At 65.7% G+C, this 22940-nt stretch carries 23 protein-coding genes; 16 read left to right on the top strand and 7 right to left on the bottom strand.

The window, feature by feature from the left end:
• Positions 1 to 10 precede the first annotated feature (10 nt).
• Positions 11 to 1822 carry a nitrite/sulfite reductase gene (locus AB0L58_RS11165; protein ID WP_364384791.1) on the bottom strand — a complete coding sequence of 604 codons (1812 nt, stop codon included), beginning with the start codon at positions 1820 to 1822 and terminating at the stop codon, positions 11 to 13.
• Positions 1823 to 2304: 482 nt separating this feature from the next.
• Here AB0L58_RS11165 and AB0L58_RS11160 point away from each other — a divergent pair, with 482 nt between their 5' ends.
• The 4 genes from AB0L58_RS11160 to AB0L58_RS11145 all read left to right on the top strand — a co-directional run bounded on the left by AB0L58_RS11160 (position 2305) and on the right by AB0L58_RS11145 (position 5638).
• Positions 2305 to 2694, top strand: coding sequence for an SgcJ/EcaC family oxidoreductase (locus tag AB0L58_RS11160; RefSeq protein ID WP_364384788.1), 390 nt, complete (start codon positions 2305 to 2307; stop codon positions 2692 to 2694).
• A 273-nt stretch (positions 2695 to 2967) separates the two neighbouring features.
• On the top strand, positions 2968 to 4128 hold the full coding sequence (gene hemW, locus AB0L58_RS11155; RefSeq protein ID WP_364385619.1) for a radical SAM family heme chaperone HemW: 1161 nt from the start codon (positions 2968 to 2970) through the stop codon (positions 4126 to 4128).
• 123 nt (positions 4129 to 4251) lie between these two features.
• Positions 4252 to 4467 (top strand): hypothetical protein, encoded by a 216-nt coding sequence (locus AB0L58_RS11150; RefSeq protein ID WP_364384785.1) that lies wholly within the window; start codon positions 4252 to 4254, stop codon positions 4465 to 4467.
• A gap of 370 nt (positions 4468 to 4837) precedes the next feature.
• Positions 4838 to 5638, top strand: coding sequence for an alpha/beta hydrolase (locus tag AB0L58_RS11145; protein WP_364384782.1), 801 nt, complete (start codon positions 4838 to 4840; stop codon positions 5636 to 5638).
• 21 nt (positions 5639 to 5659) lie between these two features.
• Here AB0L58_RS11145 and AB0L58_RS11140 read toward each other — a convergent pair whose 3' ends face one another.
• Positions 5660 to 6136 (bottom strand): hypothetical protein, encoded by a 477-nt coding sequence (locus AB0L58_RS11140; RefSeq protein ID WP_364384779.1) that lies wholly within the window; start codon positions 6134 to 6136, stop codon positions 5660 to 5662.
• A gap of 452 nt (positions 6137 to 6588) precedes the next feature.
• Here AB0L58_RS11140 and hrcA point away from each other — a divergent pair, with 452 nt between their 5' ends.
• The 3 genes from hrcA to AB0L58_RS11125 all read left to right on the top strand — a co-directional run bounded on the left by hrcA (position 6589) and on the right by AB0L58_RS11125 (position 9611).
• The gene (gene hrcA, locus AB0L58_RS11135) at positions 6589 to 7620 is read left to right on the top strand and encodes a heat-inducible transcriptional repressor HrcA (RefSeq protein WP_364384777.1); all 1032 of its coding nucleotides are present in this window, start codon (positions 6589 to 6591) and stop codon (positions 7618 to 7620) included.
• A 92-nt stretch (positions 7621 to 7712) separates the two neighbouring features.
• Positions 7713 to 8867 carry a molecular chaperone DnaJ gene (gene dnaJ, locus AB0L58_RS11130; protein WP_364384774.1) on the top strand — a complete coding sequence of 385 codons (1155 nt, stop codon included), beginning with the start codon at positions 7713 to 7715 and terminating at the stop codon, positions 8865 to 8867.
• A 3-nt stretch (positions 8868 to 8870) separates the two neighbouring features.
• Positions 8871 to 9611: a 16S rRNA (uracil(1498)-N(3))-methyltransferase gene (locus AB0L58_RS11125; RefSeq protein ID WP_364384771.1), complete on the top strand. Its 741-nt coding sequence runs from the start codon at positions 8871 to 8873 to the stop codon at positions 9609 to 9611.
• Positions 9612 to 9613: 2 nt separating this feature from the next.
• On the opposite strand, the gene AB0L58_RS11120 is transcribed toward AB0L58_RS11125, so the two are convergent.
• Complete coding sequence (locus AB0L58_RS11120; RefSeq protein WP_364384768.1) at positions 9614 to 10228, bottom strand: class I SAM-dependent methyltransferase; 615 nt, start codon at positions 10226 to 10228, stop codon at positions 9614 to 9616.
• Positions 10229 to 10308: 80 nt separating this feature from the next.
• Between AB0L58_RS11120 and AB0L58_RS11115 the strand changes: the two genes are divergently transcribed.
• Positions 10309 to 10764: a MerR family transcriptional regulator gene (locus AB0L58_RS11115; protein ID WP_364384765.1), complete on the top strand. Its 456-nt coding sequence runs from the start codon at positions 10309 to 10311 to the stop codon at positions 10762 to 10764.
• Positions 10765 to 10832: 68 nt separating this feature from the next.
• Here AB0L58_RS11115 and AB0L58_RS11110 read toward each other — a convergent pair whose 3' ends face one another.
• Together AB0L58_RS11110 and AB0L58_RS11105 are read right to left on the bottom strand one after the other, a co-directional pair.
• Positions 10833 to 12050 (bottom strand): hypothetical protein, encoded by a 1218-nt coding sequence (locus tag AB0L58_RS11110; RefSeq protein WP_364384762.1) that lies wholly within the window; start codon positions 12048 to 12050, stop codon positions 10833 to 10835.
• Positions 12050 to 12985: a metal-dependent hydrolase gene (locus AB0L58_RS11105; RefSeq protein ID WP_364384759.1), complete on the bottom strand. Its 936-nt coding sequence runs from the start codon at positions 12983 to 12985 to the stop codon at positions 12050 to 12052. The genes AB0L58_RS11110 and AB0L58_RS11105 overlap by 1 nt, the downstream gene beginning before the upstream one ends.
• A 222-nt stretch (positions 12986 to 13207) precedes the next feature.
• Between AB0L58_RS11105 and AB0L58_RS11100 the strand changes: the two genes are divergently transcribed.
• Positions 13208 to 13834 (top strand): TetR/AcrR family transcriptional regulator, encoded by a 627-nt coding sequence (locus tag AB0L58_RS11100; protein ID WP_364384756.1) that lies wholly within the window; start codon positions 13208 to 13210, stop codon positions 13832 to 13834.
• A 169-nt stretch (positions 13835 to 14003) separates the two neighbouring features.
• Here AB0L58_RS11100 and AB0L58_RS11095 read toward each other — a convergent pair whose 3' ends face one another.
• Together AB0L58_RS11095 and AB0L58_RS11090 are read right to left on the bottom strand one after the other, a co-directional pair.
• Positions 14004 to 14345: a zinc-ribbon domain-containing protein gene (locus AB0L58_RS11095; protein WP_364384753.1), complete on the bottom strand. Its 342-nt coding sequence runs from the start codon at positions 14343 to 14345 to the stop codon at positions 14004 to 14006.
• Between the two features lie 191 nt (positions 14346 to 14536).
• A complete protein-coding gene (locus AB0L58_RS11090) occupies positions 14537 to 15778 on the bottom strand; it encodes an MFS transporter (protein WP_364384750.1) in 1242 nt (413 codons plus the stop codon).
• 88 nt (positions 15779 to 15866) lie between these two features.
• Between AB0L58_RS11090 and AB0L58_RS11085 the strand changes: the two genes are divergently transcribed.
• The 7 genes from AB0L58_RS11085 (at position 15867) to AB0L58_RS11055 (ending at position 22937) form a co-directional block, all read left to right on the top strand.
• A complete protein-coding gene (locus tag AB0L58_RS11085) occupies positions 15867 to 16781 on the top strand; it encodes a LysR family transcriptional regulator (RefSeq protein WP_364384747.1) in 915 nt (304 codons plus the stop codon).
• Positions 16782 to 16982: 201 nt separating this feature from the next.
• Positions 16983 to 18083, top strand: a complete 1101-nt coding sequence (locus AB0L58_RS11080; RefSeq protein ID WP_364385616.1) for a PhoH family protein — start codon at positions 16983 to 16985, stop codon at positions 18081 to 18083.
• Positions 18084 to 18159: 76 nt separating this feature from the next.
• Positions 18160 to 18714: an rRNA maturation RNase YbeY gene (ybeY, locus tag AB0L58_RS11075; protein ID WP_364384744.1), complete on the top strand. Its 555-nt coding sequence runs from the start codon at positions 18160 to 18162 to the stop codon at positions 18712 to 18714.
• Positions 18711 to 20060 carry a hemolysin family protein gene (locus tag AB0L58_RS11070; RefSeq protein ID WP_364384741.1) on the top strand — a complete coding sequence of 450 codons (1350 nt, stop codon included), beginning with the start codon at positions 18711 to 18713 and terminating at the stop codon, positions 20058 to 20060. The genes ybeY and AB0L58_RS11070 overlap by 4 nt, the downstream gene beginning before the upstream one ends.
• Positions 20057 to 20416, top strand: a complete 360-nt coding sequence (locus AB0L58_RS11065) for a cytidine deaminase (protein WP_364384739.1) — start codon at positions 20057 to 20059, stop codon at positions 20414 to 20416. Before AB0L58_RS11070 ends, AB0L58_RS11065 begins: the two co-directional genes overlap by 4 nt.
• Positions 20409 to 21320 carry a GTPase Era gene (gene era, locus AB0L58_RS11060; protein ID WP_364384736.1) on the top strand — a complete coding sequence of 304 codons (912 nt, stop codon included), beginning with the start codon at positions 20409 to 20411 and terminating at the stop codon, positions 21318 to 21320. Before AB0L58_RS11065 ends, era begins: the two co-directional genes overlap by 8 nt.
• Before the next feature lie 126 nt (positions 21321 to 21446).
• Positions 21447 to 22937, top strand: a complete 1491-nt coding sequence (locus AB0L58_RS11055; RefSeq protein ID WP_364384733.1) for a serine/threonine-protein kinase — start codon at positions 21447 to 21449, stop codon at positions 22935 to 22937.
• Positions 22938 to 22940 lie beyond the last annotated feature (3 nt).

Genomic DNA, 22940 nt, shown 5'->3' with positions numbered 1-22940 from the left:
GTTCTCCCATTTACCGAAGGTCGGCCTCGTCGGCACGAACCGCCCACTGAGCGAACCGTTCGCCGTCCTCGCGGTGCTTGATGAAATTGCGCACCACCCGTTCGATGTAGTCACCGAGCTCGTCGGTGGTCACCTTGTGCTGACGCAACTTCCGACCGAAGGCGCTGTCGAAGCCGAGGCTGCCACCGAGATGAACCTGGAAACCCTCGACGTGATTCCCGGAGCCGTCATCGATCAGCTGACCCTTGAAGCCGATATCGGCGATCTGCGCACGCGCGCAGGAATTGGGGCAGCCGTTGATATTGATGGTCACCGGAATATCCAGCTGCGCATTGAGATCCGCGAGCCGCTCTTCCAACTCCGGCACCAGCGCCTGGGACCGCTTGCGGGTCTCGGCGAAGGAGAGCTTGCAGAATTCGATTCCGGAGCAGGCCATCAGATTCCGGCGCCACAGCGACGGACGTGCCTGCAGGCCGAGCGGTGCCAGCTCGTCGATCAGCGCGTCGACCTTGTCGTCGGCGATATCGAGCACGATCAGCTTCTGGTACGGGGTGAACCGGACCCGGTCCGAGCCGTACTTCTCCGCCGCCTCGGCGACCTTGGTCAGGACCGTGCCCGATACCCGGCCCGCGATGGGGGAGAAGCCGACCGCGTTGAGTCCATTGCGCAGCCGCTGCACGCCGACGTGATCGATCGGCTTCTTCGGCTGCTCCGGCGCGGGACCGTCGATCAGCTTGCGCTTCAGGTACTCGTCCTCGAGTACCTGACGGAACTTTTCGATGCCCCAGTCCTTGATCAGGAACTTCAGTCGGGCCTTGGTGCGCAGGCGGCGGTAGCCGTAATCGCGGAACAGCGAGACGACCGCCTCCCACACATCGGGGACCTCGTCCAGCGGCACCCACGCGCCGACGCGCTGGGCCAGCATCGGATTCGTCGACAGACCGCCGCCGACCCACAGATCCAGACCGGGGCCGTGCTCCGGGTGATTCACCCCGACGAACGCGACATCGTTGATCTCGTGCACCACATCCTGCTGGCCCGAGATCGCGGTCTTGAACTTGCGCGGCAGGTTGGAGTACTCCTTCTTGCCGATGTAGCGGCGCACGATCTCATCGATCGCGGGCGTCGGGTCGATGATCTCGTTCAGCGATTCACCGGCCAGTGGCGAGCCGAGCACCACACGCGGGCAGTCGCCGCACGCCTCGGTGGTCTTCAGGCCGACGCCTTCGATCCGCTTCCAGATCTCGGGCACGTTCTCGACCTCGATCCAGTGGTACTGGACGTTCTCGCGGTCGGACAGGTCGGCGGTGTCGCGGGCGAACTCGGTGGAGATCTGGCCGAGGGTCTTCAGTTGCGCGACATTCAATGCGCCCGCATCGCAGCGGATGCGCATCATGAAGTACCTGGCCTCGAGAATGTCGATGTTCTCGTCACCGGTCCAGGTGCCGTCATAGCCCTGTTCGCGCTGGGTGTAGAGACCCCACCAGCGGAAGCGGCCGCGCAGATCGCCCTTGTCGATGCTGTCGAAGCCCTGCTTGGCGTAGATGTTCTCGATCCGGGCCCGGACATTGAGCGGGTTGTCGTCCTTCTTGGACTGCTCGTTCGGGTTCAGCGGCTCGCGGTAGCCGAGCGCCCACTGGCCCTCGGCCTTGCGGCGCACCGGCTTACCGGTGCGAACCCGTGGGCCCGCCGCTACCTCGGTCCGGGGACGGTCCGGCCGGACGCGTCGTTCGGAGGCCGGGCGGACCGGGCGCGCCTGCTGCGCGGGCCGAGGTTCCGGCTGGGGCTGATCCGTGGGACCGGCGTCGGTGCTCGACGTCATGGGGTCGCTCCTGCTGGGTGGGGGTACATCCGTGCTGAAGGCGTCTAGGGGGTGGTAGCTGGCGGAGCCAGCGGGGTGGGTAGACGCCGGGCTGATCTCACGCCTGCGGTGTCAGCGGGCCGATGTCCGTCGAAATCGGGGGGATCACCGGGCAATCCCGGGAATGCGCGCCGCTGAGCTACCGGGGGGAACCGGGCAGACAGCAGGCGCTACAGACGCGCTTGTAGTCGACGTGGCGACGTGCCACAAGTCGTACTCCAGATCCGCGCATGGGGCCATTGTGCCACGTCAGGGCGGCCCTTCCGACCGCGCGGCCATATTTCCCGGGAAATCTAGGGAAATTCCCTGGACTATGCGGGCCGATTGTGATGGCCATCATAGTTAGCGGCCTGAATGCGTCGCAGGATTCGTCAAGATCGGGGTCGGTGAAGCGGGTCACTCGGTTTGACCTCGAGCTAGGTCGAGGTAGCACGCTCGGTGGTATGAGCACCGATAGCGATCTCGACGCCATCCGCGCGGTCGTCGCCACCGTCCAACATTCCCAGCAGAACGAGCTCGTCGACGAATTCGTCGACCTGTTCCGCGAGGACGCCATCTGGACGACCGGGGGCGGCAAGCGACTGTTCGGCCGCGCGGCCATCGCCGAGTTCACCGCCCAGGTGCTGCCGGGAGCGATGCGGGACGGTACCGCGACCTACGAGGTCGAGCATGTGCTGTTCATCCGGCCGGATGTGGCCGCGGTCAAGGTGGTCCAGCGCTACTTCGACGGTGGCGGCCAGCTGACCGGTCAGGGCTCGCCGATGTACGTCATGGCCAAGGAGGACGGCCGCTGGCTGCTCACCGCGAACCAGAACACCGTCGTCGCCGACTGAACCCTGCCCGCAACAGCTCGGGGAGCCGCGGTCGGCGCTGGAACGTAGCGTGAATACCCGACCTGCACTACGGCGGTCGTCACTGCTGAGGGCGCGGCAGCAGTTCCGAGATACATAGCGCCTTCGGGATCGCGAATATGAGACCGGGCCGCTCGCGAGCGTTCAGGCAGTTCGAGCCAGGTGTCCCCCGCCTGCGGCTGCCGGCGGGGGAGGCATCAAACTGGTGGAGTGAGTTCCGCCGCTGCCCCGATCGACACCGAGACGCCTGCCCTGGTGCTGCGCGACTTCGGCGGCGGGCCGTTCGGGATCTACATCCACGTGCCGTTCTGTGCGACACGCTGCGGATATTGCGATTTCAACACCTATACCGCGGGAGAGTTGGGCACCTCGGCGTCACCGCAGTCCTGGCTTGCCGCGCTGCGTGGTGAATTGGCGACGGCCGCCGACGAGTTCGCGCGGCTGCCTGCGGCGACGCCCGAGGTGGCGACGATATTCGTCGGTGGAGGCACGCCGTCCCTGCTCGGCGGCGACGGCCTGGCAGACGTGCTGGACGCGGTACGCGCGAACTTCACCCTCGCCGCCGATGCCGAGGTGACCACCGAATCCAATCCGGAGTCGACCTCACCGCAGTTCTTCGATCGTATCCGCACGGCCGGATTCACCCGGGTCTCACTCGGTATGCAATCCGCGGCCCAGCACGTACTGAAGGTGCTTGACCGCACCCATACACCGGGCCGGGCCGTGGCCGCGGCGAAAGAGGCTCGCGCCGCCGGATTCGACCACGTGAATCTCGACCTGATCTACGGCACCCCGGGCGAACGCGATGGCGATCTGGACGCGAGCCTGGACGCGGTGCTGACCGCGGGCGTCGACCATGTCTCCGCCTACTCGCTCATCGTCGAGGACGGCACCGCACTTGCCCGCCGCGTCCGCCGCGGCGAACTCCCCGCCCCCGACGACGATGTGCTCGCCGCCCGCTACGAACGCATCGACTCCCGCCTGAGCGCGGCCGGTCTCGCGTGGTACGAGGTATCCAATTGGGCCGCAGGCGATTCCGCCCGCTGTCGGCACAACCTCGGCTACTGGGACGGCGGCGACTGGCTCGGCGCGGGCCCCGGCGCGCACAGCCACGTCGGCGGCGTGCGGTGGTGGAATGTCAAACATCCCGCGCGCTATGCCGATACCGTGGCGCGCGGCGGTTTGCCCGCGGCGGGCTGGGAAGAACTCACCGCCGACGAACAGCACACCGAACGCGTCATGCTCACCATTCGCCTGCGCACCGGACTGCCGCTGAACGAGTTGGCGCCAACGGAATCCGCCGCCGCCACCCGAATCGTCGCCGACGGTCTGGCGATTCGCTCAGGCGACCATTTGATCCTCACCGACCGCGGCCGCCTCCTCGCCGACGGTGTCGTTCGAGACCTCTTGATCTGAGGGCTGCTTCCAGCGCCGGATTGTGACTTCTTCCCGTTTCACGGCGGGTTCGCCGGATGCCCGCTGTTGCACTATCACAGATCGGTAAACCCGCGTAGGCTGCGGATCAACCCAAGGAGTCCTATGCCACCGGCACGACACATCACTGTTATCCCCGAGCAGAGCGAGTTCGCCGAGGCGCGGGCTGCGGAGAAGGCCGAAAACGCGCGACAGTGCGCGATAGCCGCTCGGACGGTCGCCAGCCACGCCGAGAACGCAGCCGATTGCGAGTCCCTGCTCGCCATGCTTGGCCTGGACGCGAAGGCGGGCAAGATGGCGAGAACCTGGTCCGAGCTGTAGCTGCGCGCTCGTCCGCCCCGAACGCGTGCCGTCGCCCTTCGGACGCACACGCCGCGGCGGCAGGCCCTGGCTATATGCCCGCACAATGTGTCACTATCCCGCGCAACGTCCGCGGTGTGCGGGGTAGCGACGTAATCGAGCCTTGCGGCAGCGCGGTATCACACGTGCTCGGGGCGGCGATGGCGCCAACGAAGGGCTCCACGTCGTCGTGCACGTATTCGGGCGGACGATGATCGATCGTGCGTGGTCGTAGTCGGCGTCCGGGCAGAGCCGCGTAACCGACCGATTGGTCGATCTTGCTATTGATACTCGGCAAAAGGTGACAGCATCATGAGCCGACAGCATCAACGACTCACAGGCAGGATTGACGATGAAAATCAAACGTAGTCTCCGCGCCTGCATCGCGGCGCTCACCCTGGCTTTCACGCCCGTCCTCGCAGTCGCCCCCGCGACGGCCGAGCCACTCCCGACCATCGTGCTCGTGCACGGCGCCTTCGCCGACACCACGAGCTGGGACAGCGTGGCGACGACGCTGCGCGATCACGGCTATCGGGTCGTTGTTCCCGACAACCCGCTGCGCGGCCCCGCCTTCGACGCCGCGGCCATCCAGCGAACCTTGGACACCATCTCCGGACCCGTTGTCCTGGTGGGGCATTCATATGGCGGTTTCGTCATCTCCAACGTGCACGACCCGAAAGTTCGAGCGCTGGTCTACATTGCGGCCTTCGCCCCGGAGCAAGGCGAAATCGGACTCCTCGAACTCGACCCGATCCGCTTCCCCGGTAGCCAATTACTGCCCCCGGCACTGCAGCTGCGCGTCGTCGACGATCCAAATGGCTTGGCAGGCAAGAACGTCGACAGCTATGTCGCCGCCGAATACTTCAACGCCGTCTTCGCCCAAGACGTCTCTCCCGAAGTAGCCGCCGACATGTTCGCCCACCAACGCTCCCTGGCCGTATCCGCCAACATCGAACCGTCCGGCGCCCCCTCCTGGTCCTCGACCCCGAGTTGGTACCTCGTATCGGACGACGACCACATAATCCCCCCTGCCTCCCAACGCTTCATGGCAAGGCGAATGGCCGCTCATACATCGGAGGTCGGCTCCTCCCACGCCTCCTTGGTCTCCCATCCCGCCGAAGTCGGCGCCGTAGTGGAAGCCGCCGCCCGATAGCCAGCCGACCATCGAAGTCGCCTAGTACGTGAGTACCTGGTAGGCGCCGAGAACTATTGTCAGAACTGCCAATGTGGTGAACAACAGCCAGCTGATGATGCCGGGGATCCAGCGTTGTGGTCGTGGTCCGAGTCGGCCCGGGATGCTTTGCGCCATGGATGCGCGTGAGTAGACGCGGGTTCGATGGCCCGCGGTGACCGGCACCATGACATCGGCGGGCATGGGGTGGCTGCCGAAGCGAGAGTAGGGCGCTCGCCACGGTGGGGGTCCGACTCGCAGATGGTGCAGTCCCGGTTCGGTAGGGATGAAGGTGACGCCCCAGCCGATGCGCTGGGGGACATGCTGCCCGTTGAGCTGGACTTCGGGGCGGGTGAACAGGTGCGCCAAGACTCTCGGCAGGCAGGAGGTCGCCAGCAGAATTCCGGTTTCCGCCGGTTCCGGCTGAAAGCGGGGCATCGGATCGTCCTCGTCGACGCCGTGCGCCAGGATGAATTCCACGGCAGGAGGGTGCCTCGGTACGGCGGCATCGGGGTCTGCTGGAGGGAGTCGTCCGGCAGCACGTAGTCGGCCAGCTGTAGCACGCGGTAGTCCGGCGCTTTCGGCGGCAATCCGTAGGGGCGGAACCCGATCGGCGGCGTCGCCGGACCGCCGAAGGCGGGCGCGAGGACGTGTGGATAGTCCGGTTCATTCCTTCGGATCCCCCTGTCCGTCCGGCTGCGCGGCGCAGACTAGCACCCGGATCTCGCTCGGGCGCAACGTGAGTCGGTTCCGACGAGACCTGACTCACAAGTGTCCGGGGTTGCCAGGGCGTGCGAACGGGCAATTGTCGGGTAGGCAATTAGACTTGATAAACAGACGTACCTAGTAACCTGCATCGAATTCGGGGCGATGTGGACGGTGCGCACGTGACCGTTACGACGTACCCGAGGACGAGCAAGGAGGTGGGGCCCATGTCGAGCACCGAGGATCGGCGCTTCGAGGTCCTACGTGCGATCGTCGCGGACTATGTCGCGACCAAGGAGCCGATCGGATCGAAGACCCTGGTGGAGCGGCACAACCTCGGGGTGTCCAGCGCAACGGTTCGCAACGATATGGCCGTGCTGGAGGCCGAGGGCTACATCACCCAGCCACACACCAGTTCCGGTCGCATTCCGACCGATAAGGGCTACCGGCAGTTCGTCGACCGCATCTCCGAGGTGAAGCCGCTCTCGCCGGCCGAGCGCCGGGCGATCATGGAATTCCTCGAGTCGGGCGTCGATCTCGACGATGTGCTGCGCCGCGGTGTCCGGCTGCTGGCGCAGCTCACCCGCCAGGTCGCGGTCGTCCAATATCCGACGGTGTCGGCCTCCACGGTCCGCCACATCGAGGTGGTCGCGCTGAATCCGGCACGGTTGCTGCTGGTGGTGATCACCGATACCGGTCGCGTCGACCAGCGTCTGGTGGAACTCGGCGCGCTCGTCGACGACCAGGACCTCGCCGCACTGCGCGGCATGCTCGGCGGCGCGATGGACGGCAAGCGTCTGTCCGACGCCTCCGCGGCCGTCGCCGAACTTCCCGAGCGGGCGCCGCTGCGACTGAAGGATGTGCTGGTGCGCGTCTCGACTGTGCTCGTCGAGACCCTGGTCGAGCATCCGGAGGAGCGGTTGGTGCTCGGCGGCACCGCCAATCTGACCCGCAATGCCGCAGACTTCGTCTTCCCTGGTTCGCTGCGCGATGTGCTCGAGGCATTGGAGGAGCAGGTGATCGTGCTCAAGCTGCTCGCCGCCGCACAGCATCCGGGTACCGTCACCGTGCGCATCGGCGAGGAGACCCAGGTCGAGCAGATGCGCGGGACCTCGGTGGTGTCGACCGGCTATGGTGCGGCGGGTGCGGTACTCGGCGGTATGGGTGTGCTCGGTCCGACCCGGATGGACTATCCGGGGACCATCGCATCGGTCGCGGCCGTTGCCCGTTATATCGGTGAGGTGCTGGCGGAGCGCTGAGGGACGACGTCGCTGATACGCTCGACCCTTCGGCGGATAAAGTTGAGTGCATCCGACTAATGCTGTTGCAAACCAAGGACTAGAGAACTCAAGTGGCACGGGACTACTACGGACTGCTCGGCGTCGCGAAGAACGCGACCGACCAGGAGATCAAGCGCGCCTACCGCAAGCTGGCGCGGGAGCTCCACCCCGACGTCAATCCCGACGAGGCGGCGCAGGCCAGGTTCAAGGAAGTGTCGACCGCCTATGAGGTGCTGTCGGACCCGGAGAAGCGCCGCGTCGTCGATATGGGTGGCGACCCGCTGGAGTCCGGTGGTGGCGGCGCGGGCTTCTCCGGCGCCGGTTTCGGTGGGCTCGGCGACGTCTTCGAGGCCTTCTTCGGCGGTATGAGCGGCGGCTCCGGCGGGACGCGCAAGCCGCGCGGCCGGGTGCAGCCCGGTGCGGATTCGCTGCTGCGGACCCGGCTCAGCCTGGCCGAATGCGCGGTCGGTGTCACCAAGCACCTGACCGTCGACACCGCCATCCTCTGCGATATCTGCCACGGCGCCGGCACCAACGGCAAGTCCAAGGCGGTGCGTTGCGAAACCTGTGGTGGTGCGGGTGAGGTCCAGTCCGTGCAGCGGTCGTTCCTCGGTCAGGTGCTGACCTCGCGTCCGTGTCCGACCTGTCGCGGCGCGGGCGAGACCATTCCCGATCCGTGCCACAAATGCGGCGGCGACGGCCGGGTGCGGGCGCGTCGCGAGATCGCCGCGCCGATTCCCGCCGGTGTCGCCAATGGCATGCGGGTGCGGCTGGCGGCGCAGGGCGAGGTCGGTCCCGGCGGTGGCCACGCGGGCGATCTGTATGTGGAGATCGTCGAGCAGCCGCACGATGTCTTCGTTCGCGACGGCGACGATCTGCACTGCACCATTCGGGTGCCGATGGTCGATGCCGCACTCGGCACCACCGTCGTCGTCGACACCATTCTGGACGGTCCGACCGAGCTGACCATTCCGCCGGGCACCCAGCCGGGCGAAATCTCGGTGCTGCGCGGCCACGGCATGCCGCGCCTGCGCTCCGGTGCGCGCGGTGATCTGCTCGCGCATCTGGACATCGTGGTGCCGACCAAACTCGATGCCAAGAGCACCGAGCTGCTGCGCAAGTACAAGGGCACGCGCACCACTGAGCGCGCCGAGGTGATGTCGGCGCAGTCCGAGCACAACAGCGGCCTGTTCGCCCGGCTGCGGGCGTCGTTCAGCGGGCGATAGTCGTTGGCCGCCACGGTCTTCTATCTGGACGACATCCCGGAGCCCGGCACCATCGCGATCCTCGACGGCCCGGAGGGGCGGCACGCCGCGACGGTGCGCCGCATTCGGGTCGGCGAGCCGATCACGCTGTCCGACGGGAACGGTTTGCTGGCCGAATCGGAAGTCGTTGCGGCACAGAAGGACCGGCTGGAGTTGACGGTCCTGAACCGGATACTGTCCGATCCGCCGCGGCCGCGGGTGACGGTCGTGCAGGCACTGCCCAAGTCCGACCGTTCCGAGCTGGCGGTCGAGCTGATGACCGAGGCGGGTGCCGACGCCATCATTCCGTGGCAGGCGCACCGCTGCGTCGCGAACTGGGAAGGTAAGGCGCACAAGGCCGTCGACAAATGGCGTGCCGCCGCCCGCTCGGCCGCCCGGCAATCGCGGCGTGCCTACATTCCCGAGGTGGCCGACCTCCGGCACACCCGCGATCTGCTCGACACCGTCCGCGACATCGTCGCCGCGGGCGGTGTGGTCGTGGCCCTACACGAATCCGGCGCCGCCCGCTTCGTCGAACTTCCCTTCGACAAGGCCACCGAGATCATGCTGATCGTCGGCCCCGAAGGCGGACTGGACGATTCGGAGCTCGGCGCCTTCGCCGACGCGGGTGCGAACGTAACATTGCTCGGCCCAACCGTTCTGCGCACCTCGACCGCGGCCGCCGTCGCGCTCGGCGCCCTGGGGGCGTTGACCTCCCGCTGGTGACGTCAGGGCCGGACGGCGCTGATCACCCACACGGCACCGCGCCCGGTCCCGTGGGCTTCCGTGCGTATGCCGTCGAAGCCACACGCCCGGCAGCATGCCACGAACGATTCGGTCTGCTGTTCGGTCCACCCATGGGTCGCGAGGCCGGTGGCGCCGGGACGCACCTGGCGTTCGATCGCGAGAAATCGCCCGCCGGACAACAGCACTCGGTGCGCTTCGCGCACCCCCGCGTCGACATCGCGCCAGTGGTGTACCGAGGCCAGCGTCCAGACGACCGTGGCCGAACCGTCCTGGACCGGGATCTTCTCCGCGGCGCCCTCGGCCCAGGTAATGCGGGGATCGCGGGTCCAGCGCCGCGCGATCCGCAGCATCACGGGCGCCGGATCCACGCCGGTCACCTGGGCGCCGCGGCGGGCCGCCGCTCTGGCCGCGGTACCAGGGCCGCAACCGATATCGACGATGCGATCCGCATCTGATACCGCGGCGAGGTCCACCACCAGCCGGGCTTTGGCGCGGCCCAGCACCGCCATCACGAGTCCGAACAATAGTCCGGATATACCGGCGAAACCGGGGTAGTCGGCATGGTGGTTGGCCGTGATCGCTGGCGAAGTACCCATTTGGTCGTCCCTTCGGTCGAAACCTGCTCGAGGTACCACCGACCTTGCCGCTTCAGGTCGACTTGAAGTCAAATGGCGGCATGGAACTGATTCCGATCGGTGCGGCCGCGGCTCGGCTCGGGCTGAGCCAGTCGGCGCTGCGGTACTACGACGAGCGCGGTCTCGTGCGCCCGCGGACGCGACAGGCGGGCCGCCGCATGTATGGTCCGGATGAGCTGCGCCGCTTGGCGTTCATCAAAATCGTGCACCGGCTGGGTCTGCCGCTGGACACGGCGGCCGCCGTTCTCGACGCTCCGGGCGCGCAGTGGCGCGAGACCGTTCGCGCACAGATCGTCGAGCTGGATCAGGTGATCGCGCAGGCGCGCAGCGCGCAGGAGTTCCTGAGTCACGCGCTGCACTGCCCGACCGATCATCCCGCTCGCGAATGCCCGACGATGACGGGTTCGCTGGACCGGCTCGTCGAGGGGATGACCTACGAACAACTGGCCATCGAACACCGCGAGCGCGCAGCATCCGAGGCGCCTTTCTCGGACTGAAATTTATTGTGCAGCAACATGATTCGATATCGGCTGCGGCGCATTCCGAGAGCGACTTCCAGGACGGTCTAGACGACTCCGAGCTCACCGCCTTCGCTGGTTCGGGCGCCGACACAACCCGGCTCGGTCCCACCGTCGCGCGCACCTTCGTCGCCTTGATCACTCGTTGGTGGCGAGTCGGGTGCACGGTTGGGCACGGTGAAGATGGCGAGCACGCAGAGTATTGCGACCGCGAAGCACGTCAGTGTGTACCAGAGATTCCCGATGGGGTCGCCGTCGCTCGTCGAACCGTCGACGGCGGCGAAATAATCGGGCAGCGCGCTGACCCAGAGCAACGCCATCACACCGAGATATACGACGCTGTAGATCCGCACGAACCCGTTCGTGTAGTGCGCGGCGCCCGACTCGTCGCGCCGCAGCCGCTGCCATCGGCGAAGGAGGATCGGAACGGCGACGATGCTGACGATGACCAGTTCGGCCGCGTAGAGGAATCCCCGCAATGTGGTGTTACCGGCGCCGAAAAGCGTTGCCGGGATCGGCAATACACCCGTACCCAAAGATCCGAGAATGCCGATGGCGACTGTGCGCCACACCAATTGCGGTCCGGAGAAGGCGCGCCCCCGGTCGACGTGGCGACCGACCAACAACTGGACGAAGAATGCCAGCGACATCGGCCACAGCGCGGCGAATACCACCACGCTCGGTAGCGGTACCGAATCGAACATCGGTTGGTTGAGCGGGTTTTGGATCGACCACTCCCACCAGCGCAGCTGCGGTCCGAGATGATCGAAGATCTCGTAAAAACCGTGGTGGACGAAGCCTACGCAGACGGCGCCGACCAGCACACCGTACCGACGGAAAACGCCAAGCATTCTGACGATTTCGAAGGCCAGTGTGGCCATCAACGGGTAGATCGCGACGATATAGAGCGGGAGTCGGCCCCAGAGGAAATCCACCGTGAAGACATTGTGCGCGAACATCGTGTCGACGTGTGCGTCGATTCCGAAGGCCGCGGGAAAGTACAGCGGTGGCTCGATGATGAACAGGTATGCCGTCGCCCCGAACCAGACCACTAGATTGGTCGGATCGCCGTGACGCCGCAGCCGCGCAATCGCGTAGATCAGCGCGAGCACCGCGCCGAGGACGATGGTGAACTCCAGCACCGGCAGCGTCCAGTTCTCCAATGCGAAAGGATTTCGCACCTCGACGAGTCCACCGGCCTCCTGACAGGAAAAGCCGAGTGCCTTCGCGAGCTGGTCGAAGGTGGGTGCGCAATGATCGGACATCAGTCCCCCTGCCGCGCTGCGATGGTATCGGCGGTATACCAGTGCGATACGTCGTAGCCCGCGTCATAGCGCTCGAACCACACATCGGCGAGTGCGGGCAACTTCTCGTGATGCGGATTGTGCCTGGGCAACTGACTGCGGATGATGCCAACCATCGCGATCAGTTGTTCGCCGAGTCGTAGATCGTCGAATGCGCGCGACATCGGGCCGTTATCTGCGACGGGCAGCCGCAACAACTTCCGCAGCCGCTGTTTGCCGCGGTGCGTCGCGAACATCGCAAGTGCATCGATGCGCCGATCCTCCACCGGCACATGCTTGTTGAAGCCTGCGCAGGCCACCTTGATGACCTTCATGACGTGCCGGAAGATCGACGGGGCCATGCGCATCCGGTAGACGTCGCTGCCGACAACGGAATCGAAGATGATCAGCGCCGAACTCCGATGTTCGACTTCCTCGACGAAGTGCCAGATGAACAGCGACGCGACCCGGTCGTCTCCCGGCTGGAACAGGGTCGAATCGTTGTCGAGCATCAGTTTGAACACCGGGGTGAAGGTGGCCTCCAGGTCGGCGGTGTAGGCGAGCCGATATTCCAGGGAGGTCTGCACCGTGAGGCGGTCGAATTCCCCGATCACTTCATTGAGGGTCTCCTGGAGCCCCGGATATCTCCTGATCAGACCGTTGGCGTGCTGGCGGTGGGCGGTCGAATGCTGCCCCTCCTGGCGCACGAACGCGTCCGCCTCCTCGGCGACCGCGGGATCGGTGATCCGCGGCATGGCCTCGCGAATCATATTGACGATCATCTTCTCGAAGCCGATCGCCAGGAATGACACCGCATTGGCCATGGACGAGAAGGCCGGATTCGCTTCGTTCCACAGGAACGGTACGTCGTAGTCCGCGAATGCGAATCGCATCTTTCGGACTTGTAGATCGGTCACTTGGCTGCACCTCGTGTTTCGAAAAGATCTGGTAGCCGCGCTCACCGGAGCCTCGGATGCGCTGATCATACACAGAACTGCCGGAGTGTATGATAACAATCGCTGCTATTGCCTCGAGCTGGTAAAACGGCGATGGGAGCGCCCTGTGATAGCGTCGAATCCCGGATCCGAAGGGGTCGATTTCGCACGCGACGGACATCGTTCGAGCCGAGGAAGCGAGCAGTGGCAGGAAGGCGCGGGTGGGGCGGGAGTCCACCGAACAGCGATGAAGAAGCGTCCCGTCGAATAGTCGCCGCCGCAGTCGATCTGATCGGACGGACGGGTTCGGAGATCAGTATTGCCGACGTCGCGGAGTCGCTGGGTGTCATCCGTCAGACGGTGTACCGATACTTCCCCAGCGCGGACGCGCTGATGCAGGCCGCGGCGATCGCATCGGTCGATGGTTTTCTGGATCGGCTGACAAAACAGGTCAGCGGTATCGAGGACCCGGTCGAAGCGATGACCGAGGGTGTGGTCTTCACGCTGGCCGATGTCCGCCGCACGCCCCACCTGGGCATTCTGCTGTCGAGCACATATTCGAATGTGCATCCCGAAGGCATGACCTCCGAGGCGGCGCAGACCTTCGGCATGACGATGATCAAACGCTTCGACGTCGATTGGGAGCAGTACGGCTACGACGACGCGTCGCTGCACGAACTCGTCGAATACATTCTGCGAACGATGCAGTCGTTCTTCGTTTCGCCGGGCAATCCGCCGCGCAGCGACGATGAGCTACGTCGATATCTGAGACGCTGGATGGGATCCGCGATCCTGGCCCAACCGAAGCGGGACGGTCACCGCACGGGCTGACACGGTGGTATTGGGCGCGGCAAGCCTCCATTCGACTTCGACGGCGGCCGTGTGCCGTTCGGGTCGGCATTACCGACTGGCGTTGGGTGCGCCGGGGCACTGCTGCGATGCCCAACCGAAGCTGGACCGACAACGCGCGGCTGCGGTCACCGCCCGCACGGCGCTCCGGTCAGCGTTGCTGCCATGGGGCGTTCGGTGCGCCCGGGGCGGGCTGCCACTGCGGGTTGGGTGCGCCCGGGGCGGGTTGCTGGTACTGGCCGGGGCCCGCGGTCTCGGCGTTGGCGCGGGCGAGCAGGTCCGGGATCTGCGGCCCGGCGAGGGGTGAGGATGTGCCGCACCAGGTGCATTCCAGGTAGTGCTTGGTGCTCAGCGGGAACAGCGGGATGAAGAAGAGCGTGAATTTGGTGACGAGTTTGCGCAGCGCGTGTGCGGCGGGATTGCCGCAGCGGCCGCAGGCCAAGGTGATCATGGCGAGTGTGTGGAGACGCTTCTGCCAGCCCCAGATCAGCATGTGAAACCCCCGAAGTTGGATAATCCGATGTCGGTCACAGTAGTAGATCGACCGGCCGGTTGCTCTAGTTAACGGTCGGCCACCTCTGAACCGGTCCGTATATGGCACTTATCCTGCGATATTGCCTGGTTGGCGGTGTTCTATTGCGTTGCTTGTCGATCGCTGTAGTCGCTAGGGAGCGAGGCTGGACATCACGCCGCCGGTGCTGCGCATACTCGGGAACCGGCGACGGCTTCGAAACCGAGGCGAGCGCGAATCATCAAGTACCACACCAGAACTGCGGCCACCGCCAGTAGTGCCCCGACGCAGATCGCCAGGCCGACCCATCCCCCGTTCGCATATGCGATGCCGGTGGAGCTGCCGATAATGGCGGCACCGAGGTAGTAGCTGAACAGGTACAGCGATGATGCGGCGCCGCGGTTTCCGGGAGCCATCGCTCCGACCCAGGTGCTCGCCACCGCGTGCGCGCCGAAAAACCCTGCGGTGCATAGTGATATGCCCAGAACGATCGTGATCAACCGGTCCGGGATGGTCACCAGGACGCCGATCCCCATCATTGTGACGGCGGCCGCGAGCACGCGGTGCTTGCCGATGCGATCGGCCCAACGCCCGGCGGCGGCGGAGGCGAGCGTGCCCGCCAGGTAGAGCAGGAATACCGAACCCGCCACGACCGCAGGCAATTCGAACGGCGCTCGGGTCAACCGGTAGCCGAGGAAGTTGTAGATCGATACGAATCCGCCGACCAAGACGAAGGCCAATCCGAACAGGGCCAGCAGCCCGCCGTGACGCAGCGGCGTGCCGAGATCGCTCAGTACGGTACGCATTCCGGCGGGTCGGGCGACGAACCCGCGCGACGGTGGCAGCGCGCGCACGAACCAGATGGTGCAACCTGCCGCCGCAACGGCAATCGCGGCCTCCGCCCACCGCCACGAGGCCAGATCCAGCGCGAATGCCGGAATCAACCGCCCGCTCAACCCGCCGATCGACGTGCCCGCGACATAAACGCCCATCGCGGCGCCCAGTCCATCGCCGCCGATCTCCTCCGCCAGATACGCCATCGCGACCGCGGGCACCCCGGCCAGCGCGACTCCTTGCAGCGCCCGCCCCGCCAGCAATACCTCCAGCGATGGGCTCAGCGGCAGCAACAAGCCGATGACCGCCGAAACCACCGCCGACCAGGTCATCACCCTGGTCCGCCCGATCCGCGCGGACAACGCACTCACCGGCACGATCGCCGATGCGAGAAATCCGGTGGTCAACGACACCGCCAACGCGGCCCGCGCCGGGGCGACGCCGAAGGCCGCCGACAGGCTCGGCAGCAGCGCCTGTGCGCTGTACATCGACGCGAAGGTGGTCAGCCCTGCGGCGAACAGTGCCGTGGTGATCCGACGTTCGTGCGATGTGCCGGTCGAGCGGATATCCGTGCTGGTCATGGCACCAGGATCGGCACTCGGCATTAGCAATGGAAATGAATAGTAATCTGGTTGCTAATGCGTCTGAAGCATAAGGAAAGGTCCGTGCGTGCTGGGTGACGACCTGCTGTGGTTCACGACACTCGCCGAGCTGGAGCGCGTCGGCGCGGCCGCCGAGCGGTTGCACATCGCCCAGCCGACGCTCTCGCGCATGCTGGCCCGCCTCGAGCGCCGCCTCGGTGTCGACCTGTTCGACCGCCACGGAAAACGCATCGTGCTCAACGAGTTCGGCCGGACCTATTACGAACACGCTCGCCGCGCCCAGTCCGAACTCGATGCCGCCGCCCAGGCGGTCGCCGACCTCGCGGATCCGGCGAGAGGCGTTGTCCGCCTGTCATTTCAGCACTCCTTCGGCAGGTGGCTGATCCCGCAACTGATCGGTGGTTTCCGGCGCGGCTCGCCGCGGATCTCGTTCAGTCTCCGGCAGGGCGCGTTCGACGCGGTGGTCGATCAGATAGTCGACGGCACCACGGATTTGGCGACGGTGTCGCCCCGCCCCACAGCGAGCGTCGGCTGGCGCAAACTGCTCGCGCAACCGCTGGCGCTGGCCGTACCCGCCGAACATCGGCTCGCGTCCCGCCGACAGATCCGTTTCGCCGAACTCGGCGACGCCGAATTCATCACCATGCATACGGGTTTCGGTATGCGCCGCATTTTCGACGAACTCTGCGCCGCCGCGAATATCCGCCCCCGCATCGTCTTCGAATCGAGTGATCTGGTCACCGCCGCCGGACTGGTCGGTGCCGGACTCGGCGTCGCACTGCTGCCGCTGGAAGATCCAACACCCGCGGCCGGTTCGTTATCGGGCATCGTGACGGTCCCGCTCGCCGACGCCGGCGCGGTGCGCGATGTCGGGCTGATCTGGTCGGCGACGGCTCCGCCATCGGATGCCGTGCGTCGATTCCGTGACTTCACCGAGGATTGGGCACGTCGGCGCGGGGGAATCCAGATGCCACGACGGTGAGCAGCGATCAGCAGGCAACCGCCCCGACGCGCTGACAATTTCGGGCGATCGCTACGGCCGAGGTAGCCGTTTATTCACTGCGAGTTGTCAGTCGGGCGCGTTAAACTTTCATCAACGAGCAATTCGAGACCGGAAAGCAGGCTATAGCCACTTTTGAGAACACAAGGCGAGATCGGCGACCCGACCACACCCGCGGCAGGCATGAGCTCACCCACCCGGCCGACTCCGTCGGCTTCCATCTCCGGTGGTGCAGACAACGGTTCGGGCCCGGCAGCACGCACCGTGCGTTCCAGCATCGAACTCGCTCCCGAATCCGTGTTCCCGTTCCTCGGTTCGGCCGACCAGAACCTGCGTGAACTCGAGCAGTTGCTGGATGCGGATATCCATGTCCGCGGCAATTCCGTCACCCTGACCGGCAAGGCGGCCGATGTCGCGCTCGCCGAGCGGGTGATCGAACAGCTCGTCGCGCTGACCGGTCGCAATCGAGTGGTGACCCCGGAGGCGGTGCGCCACACCGTATCCATGCTCACCGAGGGTTCCTCGGAATCCCCGGCCGAGGTGCTGAGCCTGGACATCCTGTCCCGGCGCGGTAAGACCATCCGGCCCAAGACGCTCAACCAGAAGCGCTATGTCGACGCGATCGACGCCAACACCATCGTGTTCGGGATCGGCCCCGCGGGCACCGGCAAGACGTATCTGGCGATGGCCAAGGCCGTGCAGGCATTGCAGACCAAGCAGGTCAACCGGATCATCCTCACCCGTCCCGCGGTGGAGGCGGGTGAGCGGCTCGGCTTCCTGCCCGGCACACTCAACGAGAAGATCGACCCGTATCTGCGCCCGCTTTACGACGCGCTGCACGACATGATGGATCCGGAGGCCATTCCGAAACTGATGGCGGCCGGTGTCATCGAGGTGGCACCGCTGGCATATATGAGAGGTAGAACCCTCAACGATTCGTTCATCATTCTCGATGAAGCGCAGAACACGACCGCCGAGCAGATGAAGATGTTCCTCACCCGGCTCGGATTCGGTTCGAAGATCGTGGTGACCGGTGACGTCACCCAGGTGGACCTGCCCAATGGCGCGCGTTCCGGGCTGCGTGCCGCAAGTGAGATCCTCACCAGTATCGAAGACATCCATTTCGCCACGCTCACCAGCAGCGATGTGGTTCGGCACCGGTTGGTCTCCGATATTGTCGACGCCTACGAGCGGGCCGAGGCCGAGCGGGTCACCCAGGTCGGTCCGCACTATCCGGGCAATCGCGCACAGCGCCGCGCCGCGAGCCGGGGGGATCGGCGGTAATGCTACGGAGCTGTCCGGCCCCGCCGCGCCGAGAGCCGCGCGGTGCGGGATCGGGCACACCGAATACCCTGTTCAGGTGAGCATCGAGATCGCCAACGAATCGGGTGTCGACGTACCCGAAGAAGACCTGGTCAGTGTCGCGCGATTCGTGATCGGCCGGATGGATGTGCATCCGGCGGCCGAGCTGTCGATGGTGCTCGTCGATCTCGACACCATGGCTGATCTGCACATGCGCTGGATGGACCTACCCGGCCCGACCGATGTCATGTCCTTCCCGATGGACGAGCTCGAGCCCGGCGGTCGCCCCGACAGCGCCGAACCGGGTCCGTCCATGCTCGGCGATATCGTGCTGTGCCCCGAATTCGCCGCGGGTCAGGCCCGCAAGGCCGGGCATTCGCTCGAACACGAACTCGCCCTGCTCACCGTGCACGGCGTGCTCCACCTGCTCGGCTACGACCATGCCGAGCCGGAGGAGGAGAAGGAGATGTTCGCGCTGCAGGCGCGGCTGCTCGAGGAATGGTACGAGAGCCTGCGCGAGGCACAGCGGCGTGCCGAATTGGCCGAACGCGATGCCCGGCTGCTGGGGAAGGCCGGTTTCACGACGCCCGGTGAGGCGCTAGGCCCCGCGTGAATTCGCTGACCCTGATCCTGCTGGCGATTCTGCTCGTCCCGGTCGGTGGGGTGTTCGCCGGAGTCGATTCGGCGCTGAATACCATCTCACCGGCGCGGCTCGACGATATGGTCCGGGCCGAGCGGCCCGGCGCGGTGCGGCTGACCAGGATCGTGGCCGATCGGCCGCGGTATGTGAATCTGCTTGTGCTGCTTCGTATTCTGTGCGAGATCTGCGCGACCGTACTGTTGGCGGCGGCGTTGATCCCGCTGTGGGACGACGATTGGGCGCTGCTGTTCACCGCCGCCGTCATGGTGCTGGTGGACTATGTGGTGATCGGGGTCGGTCCGCGCACACTCGGTCGCCAGCATGCCTACTCCATCGCCTTGGCCGCGGCGCTGCCGCTGCAGTTCATCGGCACGGTGCTCGGTCCGGTCAGCAGGCTGCTGATTCTCATCGGTAATGCGATCACTCCCGGTAAGGGATTTCGCAACGGCCCCTTCGCATCCGAGATCGAGCTGCGCGAGGTGGTCGAAATGGCCAGTGAACGCGGGGTGGTGGCCGACGACGAACGCCGGATGATCCAGTCGGTCTTCGAACTCGGCGATACCCCGGCCCGCGCGGTCATGGTGCCGCGCACCGAAATGGTCTGGATCGAGGCGGATAAGACTGCGGCACAGGCGATGTCGCTCGCGGTGCGCAGTGGGCACTCCCGCATTCCGGTGATCGGCGAGAATGTCGACGACATCCTCGGCGTGGTGTACCTGAAAGACCTGGTGCCGTATGCGGACAGAAGTCGCAAGGTGCAGGTGCGCGATGCCATGCGCCCGGCGGTGTTCATGCCCGACTCCAAACCGCTGGACAGCCTGCTCGACGAGATGCAGCGCCGCAGAAACCACATGGCGCTGCTGGTCGACGAATACGGCGGTATTGCCGGGCTGGTGACCATCGAGGATGTGCTCGAGGAGATCGTCGGTGAGATCGCCGACGAATACGACACCGATGAAACCCCACCCATCGAGGACCTCGGCCAGGGCCGCTACCGGGTTTCGGCGCGACTGTCGGTCGATGATCTGGCCGAGCTGTACGGCCTGGAAATCGAGGAGGAGGACGTCGATACCGTCGGCGGCCTACTCGCACACGCACTGGGCCGGGTGCCGCTGCCCGGCTCCAAAGCCGTTGCGCACGGCCTGGTGCTGCGTGGTGAAGGCGGTGCGGACGCACGGGGCCGGGTACGGGTGCACACCGTCGTGGTGCGCAAGGCGCCGGAGAAAACGCAGGCCGAGCCGGTCAACGGCAAACGCAAAAGTAACGGATCGCAGCAGGAGATTCCGCCCGATAGTGATGAGAACGGAGATGGCGAATGACCGAATTGGATGCCGAGGACACCAAACTCGTCGTGCTGGCCAAGGGCGCGCTCGGCCGCACCGGCGGCAGCTCGGGTGCGGCCATCCGCGATACCGACGGCCGCACCTACGCGGCCGGTGATGTCAGCCTGGAGTCTCTGCGTTTGACCGCACTACAGGCCGCCGTCGCGGCCGCGATCTCCAGTGGCGCAGAGGGATTCGAGGCGGCCGTGGTCGTCGGTGGCAGGCTGTCGGATGCGGGTGTTTTCGCGGTTCGCGAGGTTTCGCCCGAGACGCGCATCGTCTTCACCGATCGCTCCGGTGCGGTCTTCGAAATCGTCGACGATGCCGCGGGTGCGGAGGTGCAGGGTGGCTGATAAGTCCACCGAATTCCGTTCCGGCTTTGTCTGTTTCGTCGGCCGTCCGAACACCGGCAAGTCGACGCTGACCAATGCGCTGGTCGGGCAGAAGATCGCGATCACCTCCTCGCGCCCGCAGACCACCCGTCACACCATCCGCGGCATCGTGCACCGCGATCACGCCCAGCTCATCCTGGTCGACACCCCTGGTCTGCACCGTCCGCGCACCCTGCTCGGCCAGCGCCTGAACGATCTTGTCCGCGATACGTATTCCGAAGTCGACGTGATCGCGCTGTGCATTCCGGCCGATGAGAAAATCGGACCCGGTGACAGGTGGATCCTGCAGCAGATCAAGCAGATGGCGCCGAAGACCACGTTGCTCGGTGTGGTCACCAAGATCGACAAGGTGGGCCGCGACCAGGTCGCCGAACAGCTGATGGCGCTGTCGCGACTGCTCGGTCCGGACCACGATGTCGTGCCGGTCTCCGCCGTCAAGGGCGAACAGGTCGAGGTCCTCGTCGACGTGATCGCCTCGAAAATGCCGGAGGGCCCCGCCTTCTACCCGGACGGTGAGCTCACCGACGAACCCGAGGAAACCCTCATGGCCGAGCTCATCCGCGAAGCCGCCCTGGAAGGCGTCCGCGACGAGCTCCCGCATTCGCTCGCCGTGGTCATCGAAGAGGTGCTGCCGCGCGAAGACAACGAGGACATGCTCGACGTGCACGCCCTGCTCTACGTCGAACGCCCCTCGCAGAAGGCCATCGTTATCGGCAAGGGTGGCGCCCGGCTCAAAGAGGTCGGCACCAACGCCCGCAAACAGATCGAACACATCCTCGGCGTCCGCATCTACCTGCACCTGCACGTCAAGGTCGCCAAGGATTGGCAACGGGATCCGAAACAGCTTGGCAAGCTGGGGTTCTGATTCGAGGTGTGGTGTCGCGACCACGCTGTTATAGTCGGCCAGTTGGCGGCGGTTCCGTGGTGACTCCGGGTGGCCGCATCGCGTCGGAAGGGTCCTGACGCTGCTCGGGTAGTTGGAGGCTGAGCTGTGGACGTGGGTGCGGTATTCGCCGGGTACCGAATCGAGCGTCGGCTCGGTGCCGGCGGTATGGGTGCTGTCTACCTCGCTCAACATCCGCGGCTCCCGCGCAAGGATGCGCTGAAGATCCTTTCCGACGCACACGCCGATGATCCGCAGTTCCGGGCCAGGTTCCTGCGGGAGGCCGAAATCGCTGCGCAGCTACAGCATCCCAATCTGGTCGCCGTGCGAGATCGGGGTGAGCACGACGGACAGCTGTGGATAGCCATGCAGTACGTGGACGGCAGCGACGTCGCCGAGCTGATCGAGCGGGGACCGGGCGGACTCGATATCGAGCGTGCCGCCGGGATCGTCGGTGCGGCGGCACATGGTCTCGACGAGATCCACCGAGCGGGCCTGCTGCATCGTGATGTGAAGCCCGCCAATATCTTGATTGCCGAAAAAGACGGCGCACCGGACCGGGTGCTGGTCACCGACTTCGGAATCGCGAGGGCCGCAGACGATTCGACAACACTCGCCGCCAGCGGTGCGACGACCGCGACGCTGGCCTATGCGTCGCCGGAACAGATCAGCGGTGACCCCATGGATCGGCGCGGCGATGTCTACGCATTGGGTTGCACGCTGTTTCAGCTGCTGACCGGCTCGGTTCCGTTCCCACGGGACAATCCCGGGGCGGTGATGTACGCGCATCTGAACGAGGCGCCGCCACGTCCGTCGCTCATGCGGCCCGGTGTGTCGAGTGCGTTCGATGCGGTTATCGCGATGGCGATGGCCAAGAATCCGGAGGATCGGTACTCGAGTTGCGGAGCCCTCGCGGCTGCGGCGACTCGTGCCGCCCTGGTGAGTGGTGACCTCACCGACAGCATGTCGCGGATCGGTCGGACCCGCGCTCGGCAGCGGGGTCCGTTGATCGCGGCGGCAATGCTGGTGATCACCATGGTGGCGGTGCTGATTTCGACCTTTCTCCTGGTCGGCGCCGACCCACCGGCGACGACCGCGGCGGCCACGACGACGGATACCGCACGTCCGAGGAGTGTGAACACCGCCGAGTGGGGCGCCTACGGCTATATCGTGCAAGCATTTCCAGAACTGCTGCCGCCCTCGCCGCTGGCGTCCGGTTATCGCGATATCGCCCAGTGTTTGCCGATGGATAAAGACAACAATGTGGTTTCCTTCGACGAAACCACCGCACAGGGCAGACTGTTCTGCATCGGACCCTTGGATCCGGTGCGAACCATGGCCGTCGAATGCAACGCCGATCGGTCGCCCAAGTATCCGGAGCACTTCTTCGCCAAAGTCGAGGGTGACGAGCGTTGGGTGCGCGCCTCCGGTAGTGGCTGGGTGAACTGGGGCACCGATATCGAATTCGACGGCAAGATCATGGGCCAGTTGGAGGTGTACTTCGACGATCCGGGCCGCAACTTCTGCGCGGTGCGGGTGCACGGCGGTACGTCGGGCACCGAGTTGCACGACAAGTGGTGGCCCGATGCGCCACTGTGACGA

This window comes from Nocardia sp. NPDC052112 (assembly GCF_040680135.1).
Classification (GTDB): domain Bacteria; phylum Actinomycetota; class Actinomycetes; order Mycobacteriales; family Mycobacteriaceae; genus Nocardia.
Note: the sequence above shows the minus strand (reverse complement) of the source record. Positions and strands in the feature narration are given on the sequence as shown.